Annotated in this window: 19 protein-coding genes; 11 read left to right on the plus strand and 8 right to left on the minus strand. The window is 50.9% G+C overall.

Annotated features, from left to right (window positions below):
* Positions 1-109: 109 nt before the first annotated feature.
* Positions 110-610, plus strand: coding sequence for a sigma-70 family RNA polymerase sigma factor (locus M4D81_RS12080; RefSeq protein WP_260066489.1), 501 nt, complete (start codon positions 110-112; stop codon positions 608-610).
* Positions 607-1,854, plus strand: coding sequence for an anti-sigma factor (locus tag M4D81_RS12085; protein ID WP_260066490.1), 1,248 nt, complete (start codon positions 607-609; stop codon positions 1,852-1,854). Before M4D81_RS12080 ends, M4D81_RS12085 begins: the two co-directional genes overlap by 4 nt.
* A 201-nt stretch (positions 1,855-2,055) precedes the next feature.
* Here M4D81_RS12085 and M4D81_RS12090 read toward each other — a convergent pair whose 3' ends face one another.
* On the minus strand, positions 2,056-2,250 hold the full coding sequence (locus M4D81_RS12090; protein WP_260066493.1) for a hypothetical protein: 195 nt from the start codon (positions 2,248-2,250) through the stop codon (positions 2,056-2,058).
* Positions 2,251-2,420: 170 nt separating this feature from the next.
* On the opposite strand from M4D81_RS12090, the gene M4D81_RS12095 reads away from it, so the two are divergent.
* The 5 genes from M4D81_RS12095 (at position 2,421) to M4D81_RS12115 (ending at position 8,529) form a co-directional block, all read left to right on the plus strand.
* Positions 2,421-2,879 carry a hypothetical protein gene (locus tag M4D81_RS12095; RefSeq protein ID WP_260066494.1) on the plus strand — a complete coding sequence of 153 codons (459 nt, stop codon included), beginning with the start codon at positions 2,421-2,423 and terminating at the stop codon, positions 2,877-2,879.
* Positions 2,880-3,045: 166 nt separating this feature from the next.
* On the plus strand, positions 3,046-5,514 hold the full coding sequence (locus M4D81_RS12100; RefSeq protein ID WP_260066496.1) for a UvrD-helicase domain-containing protein: 2,469 nt from the start codon (positions 3,046-3,048) through the stop codon (positions 5,512-5,514).
* A gap of 270 nt (positions 5,515-5,784) precedes the next feature.
* The gene (locus tag M4D81_RS12105; protein ID WP_071222213.1) at positions 5,785-6,192 is read left to right on the plus strand and encodes a VOC family protein; all 408 of its coding nucleotides are present in this window, start codon (positions 5,785-5,787) and stop codon (positions 6,190-6,192) included.
* A 245-nt stretch (positions 6,193-6,437) separates the two neighbouring features.
* Positions 6,438-7,940: an MDR family MFS transporter gene (locus M4D81_RS12110; protein ID WP_260066497.1), complete on the plus strand. Its 1,503-nt coding sequence runs from the start codon at positions 6,438-6,440 to the stop codon at positions 7,938-7,940.
* A 4-nt stretch (positions 7,941-7,944) separates the two neighbouring features.
* On the plus strand, positions 7,945-8,529 hold the full coding sequence (locus tag M4D81_RS12115) for a PadR family transcriptional regulator (RefSeq protein WP_260066498.1): 585 nt from the start codon (positions 7,945-7,947) through the stop codon (positions 8,527-8,529).
* A 96-nt stretch (positions 8,530-8,625) separates the two neighbouring features.
* Here the strand turns inward: M4D81_RS12115 and M4D81_RS12120 are convergent, their stop codons facing one another.
* Positions 8,626-9,456, minus strand: a complete 831-nt coding sequence (locus M4D81_RS12120) for an aldo/keto reductase (RefSeq protein ID WP_260066499.1) — start codon at positions 9,454-9,456, stop codon at positions 8,626-8,628.
* Between the two features lie 209 nt (positions 9,457-9,665).
* Between M4D81_RS12120 and M4D81_RS12125 the strand changes: the two genes are divergently transcribed.
* Positions 9,666-9,857, plus strand: coding sequence for a hypothetical protein (locus M4D81_RS12125; RefSeq protein WP_260066501.1), 192 nt, complete (start codon positions 9,666-9,668; stop codon positions 9,855-9,857).
* A gap of 97 nt (positions 9,858-9,954) precedes the next feature.
* Here M4D81_RS12125 and M4D81_RS12130 read toward each other — a convergent pair whose 3' ends face one another.
* Positions 9,955-10,326: a hypothetical protein gene (locus M4D81_RS12130; RefSeq protein WP_071222218.1), complete on the minus strand. Its 372-nt coding sequence runs from the start codon at positions 10,324-10,326 to the stop codon at positions 9,955-9,957.
* Between the two features lie 101 nt (positions 10,327-10,427).
* Positions 10,428-11,012 (minus strand): nitroreductase family protein, encoded by a 585-nt coding sequence (locus tag M4D81_RS12135; protein WP_071222219.1) that lies wholly within the window; start codon positions 11,010-11,012, stop codon positions 10,428-10,430.
* A gap of 302 nt (positions 11,013-11,314) precedes the next feature.
* On the opposite strand from M4D81_RS12135, the gene M4D81_RS12140 reads away from it, so the two are divergent.
* Complete coding sequence (locus M4D81_RS12140; RefSeq protein ID WP_260066504.1) at positions 11,315-13,315, plus strand: S9 family peptidase; 2,001 nt, start codon at positions 11,315-11,317, stop codon at positions 13,313-13,315.
* 192 nt (positions 13,316-13,507) lie between these two features.
* Here M4D81_RS12140 and M4D81_RS12145 read toward each other — a convergent pair whose 3' ends face one another.
* The 4 genes from M4D81_RS12145 to M4D81_RS12160 all read right to left on the minus strand — a co-directional run bounded on the left by M4D81_RS12145 (position 13,508) and on the right by M4D81_RS12160 (position 18,026).
* Positions 13,508-14,728 (minus strand): asparaginase, encoded by a 1,221-nt coding sequence (locus M4D81_RS12145; RefSeq protein ID WP_260066505.1) that lies wholly within the window; start codon positions 14,726-14,728, stop codon positions 13,508-13,510.
* A 406-nt stretch (positions 14,729-15,134) separates the two neighbouring features.
* Positions 15,135-15,950 carry a hypothetical protein gene (locus tag M4D81_RS12150; RefSeq protein WP_260066506.1) on the minus strand — a complete coding sequence of 272 codons (816 nt, stop codon included), beginning with the start codon at positions 15,948-15,950 and terminating at the stop codon, positions 15,135-15,137.
* Positions 15,940-16,482 (minus strand): RNA polymerase sigma factor, encoded by a 543-nt coding sequence (locus M4D81_RS12155; RefSeq protein ID WP_071222223.1) that lies wholly within the window; start codon positions 16,480-16,482, stop codon positions 15,940-15,942. Before M4D81_RS12155 ends, M4D81_RS12150 begins: the two co-directional genes overlap by 11 nt.
* A 152-nt stretch (positions 16,483-16,634) precedes the next feature.
* On the minus strand, positions 16,635-18,026 hold the full coding sequence (locus M4D81_RS12160) for an MATE family efflux transporter (RefSeq protein ID WP_260066508.1): 1,392 nt from the start codon (positions 18,024-18,026) through the stop codon (positions 16,635-16,637).
* 156 nt (positions 18,027-18,182) lie between these two features.
* On the opposite strand from M4D81_RS12160, the gene M4D81_RS12165 reads away from it, so the two are divergent.
* Both M4D81_RS12165 and M4D81_RS12170 read left to right on the plus strand, forming a co-directional pair.
* The gene (locus M4D81_RS12165) at positions 18,183-19,052 is read left to right on the plus strand and encodes an AraC family transcriptional regulator (RefSeq protein WP_194540680.1); all 870 of its coding nucleotides are present in this window, start codon (positions 18,183-18,185) and stop codon (positions 19,050-19,052) included.
* A gap of 187 nt (positions 19,053-19,239) precedes the next feature.
* On the plus strand, positions 19,240-19,392 hold the full coding sequence (locus tag M4D81_RS12170; protein ID WP_009591875.1) for a hypothetical protein: 153 nt from the start codon (positions 19,240-19,242) through the stop codon (positions 19,390-19,392).
* The last annotated feature ends 202 nt before the right edge of the window (positions 19,393-19,594 follow it).

Genomic DNA, 19,594 nt, shown 5'->3' on the forward strand with positions numbered 1-19,594 from the left:
GGGCTTTTGCTTTTTGTGACTAAGGTGTTACATCGCAGCTTCATTTCTTTATTGCCGAAAGTGTAACTTTTTGCTCTGGTTAAACGTGTGTTTACTTAGAGGGGAGGACATGAAACTGAACAGTCTTGAATCGGTTTATCAATATTACGTAAAGGATGTTTATCGTTACTTGTACTCCCTCTCATCTGATCACCATGCGGCCGAAGACCTGGTACAGGAAACCTTTTACCGCGCTTACCTGTTTCTTGAGAATTGGAAGGATGAACGAATCAAGCCATGGTTATTTCGGGTCGCCCATAACGCTTATGTCGATTATCAGCGCAAGGCCAGCCGCAGCATCGTGAAGGACGCTGTTTTTTTCGATCAGCTGATCGACCGCCATACCCCGGAGAACATCCTGCTCCAGCAAGAAGCCCAAAGAGAAATTGGGCAAATGTTAACCGATATTCCGGAAAAGCAGCGGCAAGCGGTGCTTCTGGTGGATTTTCATCAATTCACATACCAGGAGGCGGCGGATATTATGGGTATCACCTTATCCCATATCAAGATTACGTTATTTCGGGCCAGGCAGCGGCTGCGGGAAATGAAACGAAAGGATGGGTCGTTATGAGCGAAGAATTCAAACAACGGCTGAAGGATTATGCAGACGGCAAACTGAGTGACGAGGAAAAAAGCGAAATCGAACGGGAAATGGAGAAGCTGGAGGAATACCAGGCTTACGTGAACGAGATGTTGGTTAACGAGCGTTCGAGCGATGTCATCCCCTCGCATGCCAATAACGATCCAACCAGCCTCTCGCCAAAAAAAGAAAAGCGAATCGTGCGCAGGGGCAAATGGAAAGCCCGAATCTCGAATGCGCTGACAGTGATATCGGCAATTCTGGCTATTACGATCCTTAGCTCAATTGGTACAGCGTTATTCTACGGTGCTGGCGACCCGAGCCGAAACGATAAATACCGGGATGCCATCGCCTCCGCTATCTCGATCTCCCAACCTAACATCGAGGTTCCACTAAGCAGTCAGGGCAAAGTCTTCTTTATGCAGGAGGTGTACGGGGATATAGACAAGAAAGTGGGGAAAGAACGAGTGACCGTCGGCAAATATACCGTGAACTTCCTGTTCGGGCTGCCGTCCGTCAACATGGACTGGAACGAACGCAGTAGTCCATCACGGGTTTTCTACCGACCCGACAGCCCAGCGAAGGCGTCTTCAGTCGACCAAGACGGAGCTCCCCAGGAACAGTCAAAAGAACAGAAGACCAGACCCTCCTCCACCAAGAGCGGTGACTGGTCAAGGCTTGAAAAGCTCCCCGAAGGTACCGTGGCCGAGGCTTATGTATCGTTTAACCGCTTTTTCTCGACCGACGAGTTGCTGAAGCAGTTTGAGAACCGAAACATGGAGCCTGTCTGGTTTGCTGTGGATACCGGGCCGAATGACCGTTTCGGCGATCATGATGGAATCATCACCGATCCTGTCGGCTTCCCGTCTTATCCCGTCTGGCACCATGACGATTTGACGGTAACCTCCTATCAGGAAGAAAAACGCGGCTGGTTCGGCAAAATCGTGTCCAGCGGCGGACATTACCCTTCCATAGACACCTACGGGGACGGGGAACTGCGGAATGAACACTTCATCAAATCGCTGCGTCTTCTGCAGCAGTACGAGCTCATTGCGAATCGGGTGGCTCCGTTCATAGACGTGGACGCTTCCTTAGCTTATGTGGAACAAAACGGCGTTCGCCTCTATGGCGCTGTCATAACCGGGCCCGTCAAGGAACTGCTGACCCTGCGCGAGGTACCCTGGGTGCATGACCTGCGAGTCGGGGAAGTGCGGTTGTGGAACTGGACCGAGTGATGATCTTTTAGCGAAATTCGTTTGCTTCTACAAGCGTGCTGACTTTGAATAAGGGTGCCCAGCCATCCAAGCATACCCCGGATTACACACCGTGCCACTTGGAGTATTACACACGATGTACAATATCACATAGGGGCAACAAATCTCCCGGACTTCCTACATTCGAGTCCGGGATTTTGTTATTCATATAAATGATTCAGGTCATGAATGATCCGCGCCGCTAGCGCCTGCCTCATGTGACCATGGCTCCATTTGCCGCTTCCTCTCCCGCTCCTCCCGTATTTGACGATCTCGCTCCATCGCCTCAGCAATATAGTCTCGCGGCTTCAGCTTGCCGTTGATGTTCAGCAAAATGCCAATCATGATGAGCTGCAGAATCGCAATAACAACCAGCATGAGATTCCTCCTCGAACATGGTCTCTTCCTTAGAACATTCATTAAATAATATAACGCTCCTCCCGGATGTGAAGTTGGTTCATATCAGCGATTGTGCTGCCAGATGCTTTCCAGATATATTTAGTGAGACGGTCTATATACGAATAAAGGATCTCAAGTAGGATTTAGAATTGAAGGGAGAAGTTATGTTCATAAATCGTATATATCAATCAAGAGAAAGCCTTGTTCGAAAATTCAAAATTATTGATGCTGATGCCGAAGCCAGCTTTAATTTGAACAACGAAGTTTTATATATAACTATAAAATCGCATACAAATGATGAACTATTGCTACATTTCAGAGATTTTAAAAGAAAAGAGGATGCCCCACCGATTTCTTTAGCGAGCGAATCCTTTTATTTGTTTTTGGATAAGGTTAGAACATCAAGCAATGGAGAGAAGTATATGCAACCTATTTTGGATTTATTGGATTCTATTCTTGCGCTTATTATTTTTGTTCCAGAGATTAGATACAACGAGATAGACCAGAACACGCTAAATATAGTTACCAAGGAGTTTCTTCCGGAACTAACTTATGAAATCGATAGAATAGAGTATAGGTTACTACATTCAACAAGTAACTTAGTGTAGTTGTAATATGGACTATCCAAAACTATTAAATGAAATGGGGTAACGTGATCAGTCTATCAAGCACCCGCCTCACGTCTCTTATCCATATCCTGCGCTTTGCCAGACTTCCGAGAATCCGGTAAACTGGTAGGACGATAATCGAAATACGAAATGATTGGTGAAATTCATGACATCCATACCCTTCTATAAACGCCCGTACGGCGGTGAGCGTCAGGATATTCCGTTTGCCAAGCTGGCTTCCTTCGAGAACAGCCAGGACCTGATCCGCGATGACGCCCCGGATGCGGCTTTTTTTCGCGGCTTGGAATCACAAGGGCTGCTGCTGAACCGCGCCCAAATCCAAGCTGTACGACATACGCAAGGACCGCTGCTTACGCTTGCAGGTGCCGGCTCCGGGAAGACCTCCGTGCTGGTCAGCCGGACAGGCTACCTCATTGCGGCCAAGAAGATCGATCCGTCTTCCATCCTGCTTGTCACCTTCTCATCCAAAGCGGCAGCCGAGATGAAGGAACGCATCATGGCGCTTCCCGGGTTACGGGCTAGCGAAACCGCCAAAGTAACGGCAAGAACCTTCCATTCCTTCTTCCTATACTTGCTGCGAACCCGCGGCTACAGGCAGGAAATCCTGAGCAACTCCAGGCATCAGCAATTTATTATGAAGCGCATCCTGCGAGAAATGGGCTTGCAGGACAGCTACGAAGCCGAGACACTGCTATCGCTCTGGTCTGCCCATCGAATGAGTATGACCGGACTTGACGAGCTGCCTGTCAAAACACCTGCGGAAGTCGAGCAAAGGCAAATTTTCGCCCGTTATGAGGCATGGAAGGAAGACAACGGCCAGATGGATTTCGATGATATTCTGGTTTTGTCCTACCGTCTGCTGTCGCAGGATCCCGGATTGCTGGCTTCCCTTCAAAGGCGGTACCGTTATGTGATGGTCGACGAGTTTCAAGATACCGGGCTGCTGCCCTATGAGCTGCTGAAGAAGATGGTCGCCCCGCATCGCAACCTGATGGTTGTCGGTGACGATGACCAGACCATATACGGCTTCAATGGCGCACGTAACGAATTCATTCTGGAATTCGACCAGACGTTTCCCGGGGCCAAGGTGGTGACGCTGGATATCAACTATCGATCCCTCTCGTCGATCGTCGGGCTGGGAAATGAAATTATCCGTGTCAATGAACGCCGCCGTCCCAAGCAGCTGCGCTCTACCCGCAAGAGCAGCAGCGTACCGCTGTATCTTCGTCCAGGCGATCCCGACCAAGAAGCGGAGCTGCTGCTGACCCATATTACCGAACAGGTCCGGGAGCACGGAAAACAGTACCGCGATCATGCGATTCTATACCGAACCGCGAACAACAGCCGGGCGATCTTCGAGCAGCTCGTAATCCGGGAAATTCCGTTCATACATTACGAGAATGGAGATCTGTTCTACGAGCAGTGGATCGTCAAACCGCTCATGGACCATCTGCGGCTGTCGCTGGACCGGCGCAATTTCACGGCGATGGAGGGCATGCTTCATACGCTGTACATCAACCGGGACAAAGGGATGGCGTTCATCCGGCAGCAGGATGCTCCGCGTCCCAAGAAGGGGCCTCTATCGCATCTTCTATCCTTTCCCGGCCTGAAGGACTTCCAGATCGAGAATATTAGGGATCGCACTAAGCTCATTAAGAGTCTGAAGGCGATGGAGCCCCTTCAAGCCGTACAGGAAATGAGGCGGCAATTCTACGACAAATTTCTGGAGGCAGACGAACGTCAGGAGATCACCCTCCATAAGGAATTCATACAGGAAGGACTGGATGAATTGGAGGCCTCGGCGAAGCGTTTTGGCGATATCGCTGAGTTCGTTGAATTTGTCGATCGGCTGATCGTCATTCATAAGGAAATGGCCGCCATGAAACGGGACGAGCAGGCCGATGCCGTCCGCTTAATGACGATCCATAAATCCAAAGGGCTGGAGTTTCCCTCGGTATGCCTGATCGGGGCGAGCGAGGGCATTCTGCCGCATACGTCCGCTTTAGACGCCGAGCGCAGGGACGACCAGCGTCCGCTGTCGGACAAGGAGGATAAGGCGCTGGATGCACTGGAAGAGGAGCGCAGATTAGCTTATGTCGCTATCACCAGGGCACGGGATGAATTGATTGTCAGTTCGCCAGGCTTTTACCGGGGACGAAAAGCGGAGGTCTCCCGCTTCTTCCGCGATGTGTTCGTCACGGACGAGCAGAGCAAACAAGGCAACCGTATACCAAACAAGGTCGGCGGGTCAACGACCCGTACATCCTTTAGCGCTAAACGCACGATACGCATAGAGACTTCAACCTCATCCTCAACCAAGCGCTCTTCCCTGTCCTCTTCTGCTGGGCGGGCAACGGTGAGCACAACCAGTCAGAGGAGCCAACGTATCGGTTCAGATTCTGGCTCCGCTCCGATCTCACAGCATCAGGCTGCATCCGCCGGGACAGAGATCGTCGACGTGTGGTTATGCACCAGCGCCAATTGCAAAGGCTGGCAGCGGGTCAACGCAAGAATCCCTGCAGGCACACGGAATCGGGAGAGCAAGGCCTGTCCTTTATGCCAGTCGCCCATGAAACAGGGGCGCAAAGAGGTTCCGGTGCACATTAGGCGTTAAGGAGCTAGTTACTGGAATTACCGCAAACAATGACATCGTTCCTTTTGCTGCCATCATTCATCCATACGCTTGTAAGCCGCTATCCCATATACAAAAAGGACTGACCCCTATCGTTCTTCAGCGAACGTATCGGGCGGTCCTTTTTTTTCTCCATTGTTTTAATTTCCCGATTTTACATATAAATATGGAAGCGTATACAGAATGCGTTACAATGGACTTAAGAAATCATCTTATCTCATGCTTTGATACATACCGAGGAGGAATGCCGTCATGATTAAAGGAATTGCCCATCTGGCGTTTGATGTAGCCGATATGGAGAAGTCCCTGCATTTTTACTGCGATGTGCTAGGTTTCACCCGTGCTTTCGATATCCCTAACGACCAGGGCGAGCCGTGGATCGAGTACATTAAGGTATGCGAGGGACAATTTATCGAGTTGTTTTACGGCGGGCAAAATAAACCGGGGCATGTAAATCGGCCCGTCGGATTCTCCCATCTCTGCCTTGAGGTGGAAGACATCGAGCACATCGCGGAGCATCTCCGCAATCAGGGCGTGAAGCTGGACGTCCAGCCGGTTCAAGGAAAAGACTTCAACTGGCAGTGCTGGGCGAGGGACCCGGACGGCAACCGGATCGAATTCATGCAGCTGGATCCCAAATCGCCGCAAATGAACTGTTAGGTCCTAACTGGCACAGCTGCCAGCGCGTCTTAACGCGAAGGTATTCCGGCAACTGTCTCCTTACTATCGCAAGGTCATCCCGTAAATCAGGGTTGGCCTTGTTTTTTCTTGTGCAGAATGTAGAGAAAGGCCGTGCCATTAAACATCTTGCCAACATCTGTTAATCCGGCTACAATATAACCACCGAATTATTCAAATTTGAATAATATGTACATAGTTGAATATGGAAAAGGAGTATCCTTAACATGAATGCACAACAAAGCAACATCAAATTGGTCGTGGCCGGTCTGCTGCTCGGCATCTTCATGGCCGCCATCGATAATACGATTGTAGCCACTGCCTTATCGACGATTATCCGCGATCTTCAGGGCTTCGACCAAGTCGTCTGGGTAACCTCGATTTACATGGTTGCCGTTATGGCCGGCACGCCGATCTTCGGTAAGTTATCCGATATGTATGGACGGAAGCGGTTCTTTATATTCGGGTTGGTTGTCTTTCTGATCGGTTCCGCCCTTTGCGGAATGGCGAACAACATGACAGAGCTTATTATTTACCGGGCGATTCAAGGAATCGGCGGCGGTGCTCTTATGCCGATTGCGTTTACCATCGTGTTCGACCTGTTCCCGCCGGAGAAGCGCGGAAAAATGACGGGTTTGCTCGGTGCCGTATTCGGCACCTCCAGCATTATGGGACCGCTGCTGGGCGCTTTTATTACCGACAGCATCGGCTGGGAATGGATATTTTATGTCAACGTCCCGATCGGTATCGTATCCTTTATCTTCATCATGACTTCCTACAAGGAGTCCCGTTCTCATGCCAAACAAAAGATTGACTGGACGGGGGCCGCAACGCTTGTAGGCGCGATCATCTGCCTGATGTTCGGTCTGGAACTGGGCGGGCAAACCTATGCATGGGATTCACCGCAAATTCTGGGCTTGTTCGGGGGATTCATTGCTCTGTTTATTGTGTTTCTATTGGCAGAGACCCGGGCAGCTGAACCCATTATTTCGTTTCAAATGTTCCGTAAACGCCTGTTTGCTTCCAGCAATATCGTTGCCTTGTTCTATGGAGCAACCTTTATCGTGGCAACCATCTACATCCCGATCTTTGTTAGCGGAGTGTACGGTGGATCTGCAACCAATTCGGGCCTCATTCTGATGCCGATGATGCTCGGCAGCGTAGTCGGCAGCCAAGGCGGTGGTATGCTGACGACCCGGACTTCGTTTAGAAACATTATGATTCTGTCCGTCCTGTGCTTTATTGCAGGCATTTTCTGCCTGAGCACGATAAGCCCGGATACGCCGCGCTACCTGTTGACGGTCTTCATGATCCTGACCGGCTTTGGCGTCGGATTCTCGTTCTCCACGCTCAGCATGGCCTCCATCCATAACTTTGATGCCAGACAGCGCGGCGCGGCCACATCAACGAACTCCTTCCTTCGCTCCTTCGGCATGACGGTGGGGATTACGATCTTCGGGATTATCCAGCGCAACGGCCTCAACAGCCGACTCGCGGAAGCCGGAGGAAACGCGCCGGCCGGTGCCGAGTTAAATGCAGATGCTGTGCTTTCACCTGAATTGATGGGCCAACTCCCGCCGAACGTACGTGAACAGATCACGGCTTCCTTGGCGGATTCCATTTCGAATACGTTCTTGTGGGCGCTTGTGCCTGCGGTGCTGGCTCTCGTGTTCGTGCTGATGATGGGCAACGAACGAGTGACCGTACCTGCCAAGGCCAAGGGAGCCTGATGGCATGTCGATGAAGCTGGCCATCCTGGGCTTGCTGCTGGAAGGAGACCATCATCCGTACGAGATCCGGATCAAAATGAAGGATCGCGGCATGGATCAATATACGAAGCTCCAGATGGGCTCTCTTTATTACGCGGTAGACCGGCTTGCCGAGGACGGATACATCGAGGCAGTGGAAACCATACAGAGCGATAGCCGCCCGGACAAAACCATCTATCGGATCACGGATGCCGGACGCAAGCTTTTTGAGCAGCTGCTGCTCAAGAAATTCAGGGACATCGAGCCCGTACACCACCCGCTCTATATTGCCCTACCCTTCTCGCGACACGCGGATCCGGCCGTTCTGGCCCCGATCTTGCAGTCCCGTATCCGGGAGGCAGAGCATCGGGTGAACCAGGCATATCAATTATACGTGGAACACCAGCATATCGTACCGCGCAGCACCCAGCACTTGATGATCGGGATGTACGAACATGCCAAGACCGACCTGAACTGGTTAAAAAGATTGAACGAAGACCTAGTGCAGGGAAAACTCGGCATGATCGGCGAACCGTTGTTTCCGGAGGATGGACCCGAAGAAGAACAGTAACTGTAAGAGGCCTCTCCATTCTATTAATTGACGCAAAAAGAGCGAGCACTTCCCTCATTCCGGGTTGGGCTCGCTCTTTTTATATAAATGCAAAATTTAGAACAGGAATTCATCCGGATTGGAGCCAAAACGTTTGTTTTGGTTCAAGCCGTCAATGGCTGCCATATCCTCCGCCGAAAGCTCGAAATCGAAGATGTCGGCATTTTCGCGGATGCGATGCTCCTTCACCGATTTCGGAATGACGATGACGCCGTTCTGAATATCCCAGCGCAGTATGACTTGCGCCGTGGTTTTTCCGTATTTCTCCGCAATCTGCGCGAGGACCGGTTGATCCAGATTGCCCTGCATCAACGGACTCCACGCCTCCAGGACGATCTGGTTCTCGCGTGCAAATCCCAGCAGCTCCTTCTGGGAGAGCAGCGGATGCAATTCGACTTGGTTCACAACCGGTACAACACCTGTGTCCTCGATGATATGCTGCAGGTGGCGGATCTGGAAGTTGCTGACGCCGATGGAACGAACAAGTCCTTCTTTTTGCAAGTGAATCAATGCCTTCCACGTGTCGAGGTATTTATCTTTTCCCGGCCAGTGCACGAGATACAAATCAACAATATCCAGCCCGAGCTTCTTGCGGCTCGTCTCAAAAGCTTGCAGCGTCTTCTCATACCCCTGGTCATCGTTCCACACTTTGGTGGTGATGAACAGCTCGTCCCGCGAAACTCCGGATTCGCGAATGGCTTGCCCTACGCCCTCTTCATTGCCGTAGATGGCAGCAGTATCAATGCTGCGGTACCCTGCAGCGATTGCTGATTTTACGGACTGAATAACCTCTTCGCCTTCTTTGGTCTTCCATACGCCAAGACCCAGCCACGGCATTTTTACGCCATCATTCAAAGTAGGTCCATCGGTAAAAGTTTGATTGGCCATTCTGAAATCCCTCCTATTATGTAATGCAGCGGTTGTAAAGCCGCTTTCTCCAGTATATCAAAACCCCAGTATCCCGCTCAACGTTAACACCACTTGCCAGGGCTGCCTTCATTTTTTTAACTACATTTAACCGGGGTTTAAACTTCGTCCGTTACAATGGTTATATCTGATACAACATTAGCAGCTTAAACAGGAGGATTCACAAACCTATGGAAACCGTTACGCTCATCGTTGCGATCACCGCACTCGCGCTCATACTCATTCTATACATCGGTAATTTAATCAATAACGGACTCACCGCCGCCTTCAACTTGAACATCCGTGCCAAAAAGTACGCTGTGGTGCTGTTAATCATTTACGCGGTGTCCATCAGCGGCTTTGTCCTTCTCACCCAGTGGTGATCCATCTCATATAGAAAAAGGGCCTCTCGGAGGTATGCCACCTCCGGGTTCGGCCCTTCATTCCTATCACTCTTATGCAAAAGACTGCGCTGCGAGACTAGTACTTGCGGCTAAAAATACCGAAGCTCAGCAGTCCGCATGACGCCAAGAACAGATACGGCCCCGCCGCCGCCCCTCTTATCGTCTCTCCAAAAAAATCTACGGTCTTGGATGACACGTACATCATTGTCAAAAAAATAGCGACCAGCGCAAAGGCGTATGCTATGATCTTGTTCATCTTCTTCTCGCGAACCACTTTCAAAAATGGATAGATGAAACATACGATGAAAAACACGCCGCCCTGCAAGAAACCATTCTCTGCAGCCACGCCGATATCCAGCCATTTAAAAAAGAAAGAAGCTATCGCTAAACAGGTGGCTATAAAAATCAACTTACTCCCCAGATCCCACTGCTTGAACCGAAATTTCATCCACGTACACTCCCCTAGTGTCAATCGCCCGGGTGCCGTAACACCCTTTAGGCAAACTTAGGGTTCATTATACCGGATTTTTGCGGCGGAGGGTAGATCAACTACAGGTCTGCAGCACTATTGAGCCATACCGTTTTGTTCGCTGCCGGTTGACGTTTCCCCTGCTTAGGTTCCATATCCGGATATCCGATGTACAGGAAACCCAGCATTTTATCTTCAGGCTTCAATCCGAACGCTTGGTTCATCAGCGTATGGAAACACGGCTCGCCAGTTCTCCACACGGCACCCAGACCAAGCTCATGAATTTGCAGGAGCATATTTTGAATGGCGGCAAATACCGCTCCGTACTCTTCAAGTTCAATCACCTTGGGATCCGTGGACGGTTCAACCGCCACACCGATGACAACCGGAGCCCGGTATGCCTTCGTACGTCCCGACTCGCGTGCTGCATTTACAGCCTCTTCACTCGTATCATCGCCGCCTGCCGCCTGAATGTCACCAAGCGCGTTGCCGAGCACATCACGGCCCTCTCCTTGCATGACAAAAAATTTCCATGGCTCCGTGAGCTTGTGGTTCGGCGCCCAGGTTCCTGCTTCTACGATTTGTTCAATCCATTCCTGCGGTACGGCATCAGGCTTGACCTTGCCAAGGCTGCGGCGCGTTCGGATCGCTTCACTTACGTTCATTCTGATTTCCTCCTGAGCTATATATAGTTGGTTTTATTTTACATACTCCTAATTGAGAGTCTGTCTCAATTATAACAAAAAGCGCACCGTATCGCTTCTAAATTGACCAGTTGAAAATTAATGGGCTGTTTTCAGTTCTACAACCTCCGTATTACACCCTATAATTATTGTAATTCCCCCTCTATTTTACTAGCATTTGGTACGAAACGTTCGCATTTCCCCTCTCATTTTCTTCTAGATTTCCATGCCATTATCTGGGATAATGATGTTTAACTCATACAAGAAGATTAGGAGGATGATTCATGACTGATAAGCGACTCATAACGCCAGAGGATTTGTACCGGATGCACTGGGTGAATGACCCTGTCGTATCTCCAGCTAGCGGAGCCATAGCTTATGTACATAAATCCGTCAGCGAAAAGTTCGACGGTTACCGTTCCCATATCCGGTTGCTTCCTGCAGAAGGAGACCAGGATGTTCCCTTCACGTCCGGCGAAGCGGATGCCGCACCCGCTTGGTCCCCGGACGGGTCGGAGCTTGCTTTCTTGCGCAAAAAGGGCGATAAGCCACAGGTATGGATCATGCCTGCCAACGGAGGGGAAGCAAGACCGGTTACCAACTTGAAGCACGGAGTCAGCGCCTTTAAATGGTCACCGGACAGCACACGCCTGCTTGTTAGAAGCGAGGTGGACGCGGGGGAGTCTACTGAAAGCGAAGAGTCAGACAAAGACGGTAAAAACAAGCTGCCTGAGGAAAAAATAATTAATCGCATTAAATATAAAGCCGATGGCGCCGGATTGTGGAATGAACGTCGACATCATCTATATCTAGTGAACCCGGCAACGGAAGAATGCAAGCAAATCACAGAAGGAGATTTTGATATACATGCCTTCGCCTGGTCACCGGACGGTACCCGTATCGCATACAGCAGCAGCCTTGCCACGGAGCAATTCCCGGATCCGGATCTTCGTTTGACGGGCGATGTATTCGTCATGGACCTCGCCAGCGGATCCGTAACCGAATTGACGGATGGAACTCTCTCGATCGGCTCCATTGCGTTCACCCCGGACGGTCAGTATATGCTCATGCTTGCCAGCGATCTCAGCTGCGGTTTCGCTACGCTGACCAAAATCCACCTGGTCCCGCTCTCGGGCGGAGAATCCCGCGTGCTCTTCACGGACATGGATATTCAGCTGGGGCACGCCGCGGTCAGCGACATGAGAGCCGGAGCCGGAACACCTCCGCTGTTCAGTAAGGACGGTCAATCCGTGTACATCCAGCTCAGCCAGGATGGCGGCGTCCATATTGGACGATTTGCCCTGGACGGTTCATCCTACGAGCTGGTGGTATCGGGTGAACGCGAAGTGTACCAATTCGCTCTGACACCGGAAGAGAACGTAGTGTTTGCTGCGGCCGACCCGCTGCAGCCCGGTGATCTGTTCAGCTTCTCTATCGCTAAGAACGAGGAGAAACGTCTGACGAACTGCAACGAGGAGCTGTGGAGCGAGCTTACGTTAAGCACGCCGGAGTCCTTTACGTTTCGGACGTCGGACGGCTGGCCGATTCAAGGGTGGATCATGAAGCCTGCCGGCTTCACGGAAGGCACGAAAGTTCCAGCTGTGCTTGAAATTCACGGCGGTCCGCAAGCCATGTACGGGCATACGTTCATGCATGAGTTCCAGCTGCTGGCTGCAGCCGGTTATGCGGTATTCTACACCAACCCTCGGGGTGGCCACGGATACGGTCAAGTACACGTTAATACCGTTAGAGGGGATTACGGCGGACGGGATTACCAGGATCTGATGGAAGCTGTAAATTATGTTCTGGATACCTACACGTATGTCGATGCCTCCCGTCTTGGCGTAACCGGCGGCAGCTACGGCGGCTTCATGACCAACTGGATCATCGGTCATACCGACCGGTTCCAGGCAGCGGTAACCCAGCGCTCGATATCGAACTGGATCTCCTTCTACGGCGTCAGCGATATCGGCTACACCTTTACGCAGGATCAGATCTGGGGCAATCCATGGGACGATCTGGAGAAGCTGTGGAAACATTCCCCGCTCGCTTACGTGAAGGACATCCATACGCCGCTTCTCATCCTTCACGGAGAACAGGATCTCCGCTGCCCGATCGAACAGGGAGAACAGCTGTTTATTGCCTTGAAGCGACTTGGCCGGGAAGCTCAGTTCATCCGTTTCCCTGGTGCCGATCACAACTTGTCCCGAAGCGGCCACCCGCATCTGCGGGTGAAACGCTTAAGTCATATTATCCGCTGGTTTGTGGAGCATATCGAAAAATAAAATAAATCAAAAAACCATCCCCGTGTCAACTTGCTCTATGAGCAGCTTACATGGGGATGGCTTTTTGATTAGACGAAATATACACCGTCAAAAAAAGACCGCCAGGCAACCCTGGCGGCAATATATATTGGTGGAAGGAATTACATGGTTCAGTAGGAATAATGAGCAGCTAAAAAATGACTGAGTCTGAGATTACACTTCAGGTGTTCCGTAGGTCGCGAACCAACCCTTAATGGTATTGAAATCATCCGTAAAGGACAGGGAGAGCAGCAGCAGTACGCGCGCTTGTTGAGGACTCAGATTGTCGCCTGAAATGATGCCCTCACCTCCGCCGTATACGCTGCCGGAGCCTGTACGGGTCGTTGTTACGAAAACCACCCCCTTCTCGATGGCTTCCTTGCGAGCCGCGCTCATCTCTCTCGAGATGCCGCCTGCACCGGTGCCGGAAGTGACGATGCCTTTAGCTCCGTCTGCCACAAAGCCTTTAATCGCACCACCGCCGGCTTCCTGATAAGAGATTGCAATTTCAACCTTCGCCAGGTCCTCTTTTGTGATTCTGCTCAGATCAAATACCGGTTTGCCTTCACCTTCCGCCTTCATCGCACGGAGGGGGGCACGGTATATCCGAATATTCTCATCATCGATATATCCGACTGCGCCCAGCATTGGCGTCTCAAACGTGTCGGTTCGGTAATCATTGGTCTTGGTTACGCCGCGCGCAAGATGAATCGTATCATTCAGCATTAGCACCGTGCCGAAGGATTCCGTGCGGCCGCTTCCAGCCAGTTTGATGGCATTGTACAGATTCGCCTGCGCATCGGAACCGATCACCGTCCAAGGCCGCATGGAGCCGGTAATGACTACAGGCTTGTCGCTTTGTACCGTCAGATCAAGGAAGTACGCAATCTCTTCCATCGTATCCGTCCCCGTCGTTACAACGACACTGTCATAGACCTTAAGCGCATGGTCCACCGTCAGGGACAAATCATACAGATCCGCCATGGTATACGCGCTTGATCCCGAATTGCCGAACTGGAGCGTGCTGATATCCGCAATCTTGTCCGTATTGGGAAGCTCACCGACCATGTCCTCAATCTTCAACGTACCCGCCCGGTAGGATTGAAAGCTGGTGGCATCCGTCGATTGCCCTGCTAAAGTCCCTCCGGTAGCAATGACCAGCACGTTCGGCCTTGTCGATTGTTTGGAAGCTTCCGATAGAGGAGGTACCGTCGTATTCCTTCCCGGCGTTGCAGGGGTCTGTACGGGCGCAGACGTACTAACCGTTCCTTTCACTTCCGTCACCGAAGCAGCATGTGCCGCATTGGTTGCAACAGGTGATAAAGAAATAACAAAAGCGGTGAATGCAGCGGTACTCCAGACCGCTAAAGGACGTTTTGACTTTGGTTTCATCATGGCACTCTCCCTTTATGTTATAATATATAACATATAAATATGTATTCGTTAGAGTTATTCTATTTAATGTTATTTAATATAACAAACCGAACATATTATAGGAAAAGCGTTTACAATTGAAGAAATACAGAAATATAACTGCATTATTAGCCTTTTTTAACGAATTAAAAATAATATAATCTAGTAATAGGAAGTGTTATTATATTTAATAGACTTCACTAATGTTACATAATATTACACAAAACTATATACTTAGCGTTTCTAACCCAATCTTTAAATCTTTGAACATAAAAAAGGATAGCCCCTCATCATGCGATTGGGCTATCCCTGTATACGTCTGTTGTGTTATCGATCGAGTAGGAGTCCGCTATCGAGCGTCCTCATTAAATGCAATAAACTGAAAATCCTATTCGATGTCAGACTCAGCATGGGTATTCGTCGTAATGTGGAATTCCTTCATCATGTTATGGAAGCGTGCGCCGAAGCCTTCGGAGGCCTCCAGGAAATACTGCTGCTTCACAACAAAGCTGCCGCCCTGCCCGTTATCGAACACATAATATCGTATCACCGGGTCATCCCACTCTTTACCGCCGGTTCCACCAACGGCACGCACTTCCCAGCCTTGAATCGGTTCATCCACGGGATTCGATTCAACCTTCGGATATTCTTGCAGCTCCGTCTGGATCCGCTCCGCTGTCGTCTTGGGATCGACGCCCTCCTGCGAAATTTCCATGAACACTTCCGGATAGCGGTCATCCGTCGGCTTCTCCTTCAATTCAATGCGGTCCACGCCCGATTCATGAATCATTTTAAACCGGCTCTCATCAATATAAATCACGTAATCGGCACCCTCATGCAGCTGATCCACGCTGGTTTCCGGCGCGCCTTCAAGCTCCTGCTCGACCGTTTTCTGGGGAGCAAACCATTCCTTCACATGATCAAGGAACGCCTGAACCGGTGCCGTCTGAAAGCTGACGGTCAGTACGATGGCTGCCGCAGCGGCGGTTGCCGCAATCCATCCGGCAGTTCTGCGTCCCGAACGGCGGCGCCCTTTCGATTCCCGCGGCGCGAAGGGAGTCTCCGATTCCGCAGGCCGCCGGTCTTGCTCGCTATGAATCCGCTCCTTAATCGCCAACCAAATCTCGTCTTTATGTCGCATCGCGTCATCCGTACCCTTTTTCAGTCCGTCTGTAATCTCTTGATCCCATGGATCACGTCCCATGCTGATTCCCTCCCCTATTCTGCAGCATCCATTCCTTCAACTTCTTTCGAGCTTTGAACAATCTGGACTTCACCGTGTTGACGTTCAGCTCCATCATGTCCGCGATATCCTTCTCGGCAACATCATTCAAATATTTCAAGATAACGGGAATCCGGTGCTGGTCATCCAGCCGCTGCACCATCTCATATACCTCGCCATGCCGGTCAAAATCGTAGGTGTCGGTTTTCGAGGGAAGATCCCTCTCCTCCGATATCTCGGAAGGCACCACTCTCGCATGTTTCTTCAAATACCGATTGCATTCGTTATAGAGAATCCGGTTGAACCACGGGTCAAAGGGTTTGCTTCCATCATAGGCACCGAGGTTACGGTATACCCGGATGAACGTTTCCTGGACCACGTCGGCAGCGCTTGCCGGACTTCCGGTTACCGCAGTAGCCGTTCGAATCGCCCGATCCGCGTATAACCGGTAAAGTTCTTCGAACAATTCGTCACTGTATTCCGTCTTTAGTCGTTGTATAAGGTCGTGTACCAAACCGCGCTTTCCTCCTTTCACTTGGCCAATCACTTACAATACCCCGTCATGCGGTTAAAAAGTTTTCGAATGCATTATTTTTTAGTATGGCAAAAAAAGGATACCCCGATGCCCCACGGCCGAAGTATCCTTTTTCATATCATAACCCATCATTACGCTTGCGCCGGCACCGGCTCCATTGACGTCCCCTGATGATTCACCGGCTCGACTCGCTCTGCCTTCCGCAGGTGTTTTTGCCCGCGCCAGCGGAAGAAGGACAGCACCCCCCGCAAATACTCGTCGGCAATCATGCAGGAGTATATGCCGATAAGCCCCCACCCCATGTGAATGCCGAGTACATAAGAGAGCACGGTGGCGACCAGCCACATCGAGCCCAGGGAAATGTACATCGTAAACCTCGTGTCTCCGACGGCATTAAGCGAGTTGCCGAGCGCCATGTTGAGCATTTTGCCAGGCTGAAGAATCAGATTCATGCCCAGGAGCGATGCTCCGATCGCAATGATTGTCTTATCGTCCGTAAACAGCCCCAGCAGCTGCTTCCCAAACACATACAGAAGGAAGGCATTGACGACAACGTAAACAGCCCCGATGCCCAGGGCGCGGTACGCGCTCCGATAAGCCTCCTTGATCCGGCCCGCGCCGAACAGATGCGCGATCTGAATCTGGGCAGCCATCGCGATCGATGAGCCCAGCAAGAAACAGAAGGATTCCAGGGTATTCATATACGTACGTGCTGCCAGCTCGGCAGCGCCCAGCGTTGCAATGAAGGAATAGATGATCAGCTGCGTGAACACCCAGCAGGACATATTGATGCCGAGCGGCCATCCGATCCTCAGAATTTCACCGAACAGCGGACGGTTGAACACGCGGAATTCCTTCCATTTGATCCGGTATTCAAATGAACGAAGGAATATATACAGCAGTAAGAGCACAGCGAGCAGCCGGCTGACCACCGTCGAGATCGCAACGCCGGTAAGTCCCCACTGCGGGAACCCGAAAGCGCCGAAAATAAACCCATAGTTCATAATAACGTGAATGATATTCATTCCGATCGCTACATACATCGGCGCACGCGTGTTGCCGGTATTCCGGATGACGGTGCTCATCGTAGCCATCATGGCAATCAGCACCATCCCGCCGCCGACAATGGAAATATACGTTCCGGCTAGCGGAAGCAGATGCTCCGGCAGCTGGAGGATCGAAGCGATAGCCTCCGGCATCGCAAACAATATCACGCTGCACACCAATCCGATGATCGTGGTGGCACTCACCGCCATGATGCCGATCGTTCGAGCGTCTCCCGTTCGATGCGAACCGATCTTCTGGGCAATGAGAATGCCGGCACCGCTGGCAACCGTCATGAACAGCGTCGTCATCGCCTGAAACAGCTGATTGGAGAAGCCAACCACAGCCACCGCATCGTCGGAAATCCGGCTGACCATCAATGTATCCACCGCTCCCAGCAAAAACTGCAGGAACAGCTCGATAAATATGGGCCATGCGAGAACCCATAATGTAAATTTGTTTGTGTTTTTATCCAACATTCCAACCTCCACCCATGATGTAAGGGTTAAACACAATTCATGATGAAACGGTCTTTAACCTTCTCAAATTATAGATGGTATACTGGAGTTATAATATCATTTTCCGAACGAAAACTATCAAAATTCAAACCTCGCGAATCACGAAAGGGCTTTCTTATGACGATCCTGAATTTTACCGTTCCGCCGCTGCCGGAATACATCAATAGCGGGCTTACCCGCGCTCCTGTTCACAGCGGACATCCTAACCGCAAAAACATTGGCATCTTTGACCTGCTCGTGGTCATGAAGGGGCAGCTCCATGTCACGGAGAACGGCATTCCTTATGAAATCAAACCCGGCATGTTCCTCATCCTGCGTCCCGATACGCATCATTTCGGCACGAAGGGATGCACGGAGGAGACCGATTATTACTGGCTTCATTTCCAAACCTCCGGGAATTGGCATGCGGACGAGGCCTGCCAAGCGCCCAGAAGAGAAGAGGCTCCGGAGTTAAAGGCGATGACGCCGAACTATTTTTCCGTCAACATCCCCCAATTCGGCACCCTGCCTCAACCGGAAAAGGCTCTGGAGCTTCTGGCTACCATGTCTTCGCTGGTTCAGTACGGTCACCAGGCTAAATTTCTGTGGCGGCAGCAGGTGGTGTTCCAAGAGCTCATCGAGCAGCTGGCCGCCGCATTGGATACACCGGTGTCCTCTCCTTCCTCCGCTTGCGCCGAGCGGGCCGCAGCCTATCTGCGGAAGCATTATCGGGAAGAGTTCAAGGTGCAGGAGCTGGGCGACCGCATCAACTTCCACCCTGTCTATATTGCACGCTGCATGCAGAAGGAATTCGGCTGCTCGCCAGTTGAATATTTGCAGCGCTATCGGATCGAGCAGGCCAAAATGCTCCTCATGCAGACGGACTTCAGCATCAGCCGGGTCGCGGAGGAAGTCGGTTTCAATCATGCAGCATACTTTACCTCCTGCTTCACGAAGCAGGAAGGGATCTCGCCGCGTAAATACAGGCAGCGATTCTTCATGAATTAATTCATTTTTACGCAAAATCCAAGAAAGCGGCTTGCAACCTGGGCGGGAAGCCTTTATAATGAGAATTAACCACATGATAATGATTATCATTACCGGACAAGTGAGAATGTGTTGAGAATGTATTTATACTCAGGTTTACACGCTTTTCGCTTGTAGAGTTTATATATAAAGGAGAGCCGATTGACTTATGAAAACGACTTCCCGCCGCTGTTCTCTGCAAATGGATGATTATCTGGACCTGCTGAACCTCGCGATCCAGCTTGGAGACGTGAAATGGCAGAAAGAAATCACCCGCAAAATGGAAATGACGCTGTCCACATTAGAGACCGCAGCTCAATAAATAATATCATAGGGATTACATAATCCTGCATATAAGAAGACACCCGATCGCGAATTCCAGGCATGTCCCTGGAAAGCCGACCCGGTGTCTTTTTTTCGGTGAGCAAAATAAACGACCCAGTCAATAGGACTGGATCGTGCCGAATCTTTAGCTGTCTCGAATTCGGCGCCACATATCGGTGCTATCCAGACTCCGATTCCAG

It is taken from the genome of Paenibacillus sp. p3-SID867 (assembly GCF_025142895.1).
GTDB lineage: Bacteria > Bacillota > Bacilli > Paenibacillales > Paenibacillaceae > Paenibacillus_AQ.

Excerpts from the sequence above, each read along its gene's own strand:
- M4D81_RS12080 (WP_260066489.1), top strand. The coding sequence starts at position 110 with ATGAAACTGAACAGTCTTGAATCGGTTTATCAATATTACGTAAAGGAT.
- M4D81_RS12085 (WP_260066490.1), top strand. The coding sequence starts at position 607 with ATGAGCGAAGAATTCAAACAACGGCTGAAGGATTATGCAGACGGCAAA.
- M4D81_RS12090 (WP_260066493.1), bottom strand. The coding sequence starts at position 2,250 with ATGCTGGTTGTTATTGCGATTCTGCAGCTCATCATGATTGGCATTTTG.
- M4D81_RS12100 (WP_260066496.1), top strand. The coding sequence starts at position 3,046 with ATGACATCCATACCCTTCTATAAACGCCCGTACGGCGGTGAGCGTCAG.
- M4D81_RS12105 (WP_071222213.1), top strand. The coding sequence starts at position 5,785 with ATGATTAAAGGAATTGCCCATCTGGCGTTTGATGTAGCCGATATGGAG.
- M4D81_RS12110 (WP_260066497.1), top strand. The coding sequence starts at position 6,438 with ATGAATGCACAACAAAGCAACATCAAATTGGTCGTGGCCGGTCTGCTG.
- M4D81_RS12115 (WP_260066498.1), top strand. The coding sequence starts at position 7,945 with ATGTCGATGAAGCTGGCCATCCTGGGCTTGCTGCTGGAAGGAGACCAT.
- M4D81_RS12120 (WP_260066499.1), bottom strand. The coding sequence starts at position 9,456 with ATGGCCAATCAAACTTTTACCGATGGACCTACTTTGAATGATGGCGTA.
- M4D81_RS12125 (WP_260066501.1), top strand. The coding sequence starts at position 9,666 with ATGGAAACCGTTACGCTCATCGTTGCGATCACCGCACTCGCGCTCATA.
- M4D81_RS12130 (WP_071222218.1), bottom strand. The coding sequence starts at position 10,326 with ATGAAATTTCGGTTCAAGCAGTGGGATCTGGGGAGTAAGTTGATTTTT.
- M4D81_RS12135 (WP_071222219.1), bottom strand. The coding sequence starts at position 11,012 with ATGAACGTAAGTGAAGCGATCCGAACGCGCCGCAGCCTTGGCAAGGTC.
- M4D81_RS12140 (WP_260066504.1), top strand. The coding sequence starts at position 11,315 with ATGACTGATAAGCGACTCATAACGCCAGAGGATTTGTACCGGATGCAC.
- M4D81_RS12145 (WP_260066505.1), bottom strand. The coding sequence starts at position 14,728 with ATGATGAAACCAAAGTCAAAACGTCCTTTAGCGGTCTGGAGTACCGCT.
- M4D81_RS12150 (WP_260066506.1), bottom strand. The coding sequence starts at position 15,950 with ATGGGACGTGATCCATGGGATCAAGAGATTACAGACGGACTGAAAAAG.
- M4D81_RS12160 (WP_260066508.1), bottom strand. The coding sequence starts at position 18,026 with ATGTTGGATAAAAACACAAACAAATTTACATTATGGGTTCTCGCATGG.
- M4D81_RS12165 (WP_194540680.1), top strand. The coding sequence starts at position 18,183 with ATGACGATCCTGAATTTTACCGTTCCGCCGCTGCCGGAATACATCAAT.
- M4D81_RS12170 (WP_009591875.1), top strand. The coding sequence starts at position 19,240 with ATGAAAACGACTTCCCGCCGCTGTTCTCTGCAAATGGATGATTATCTG.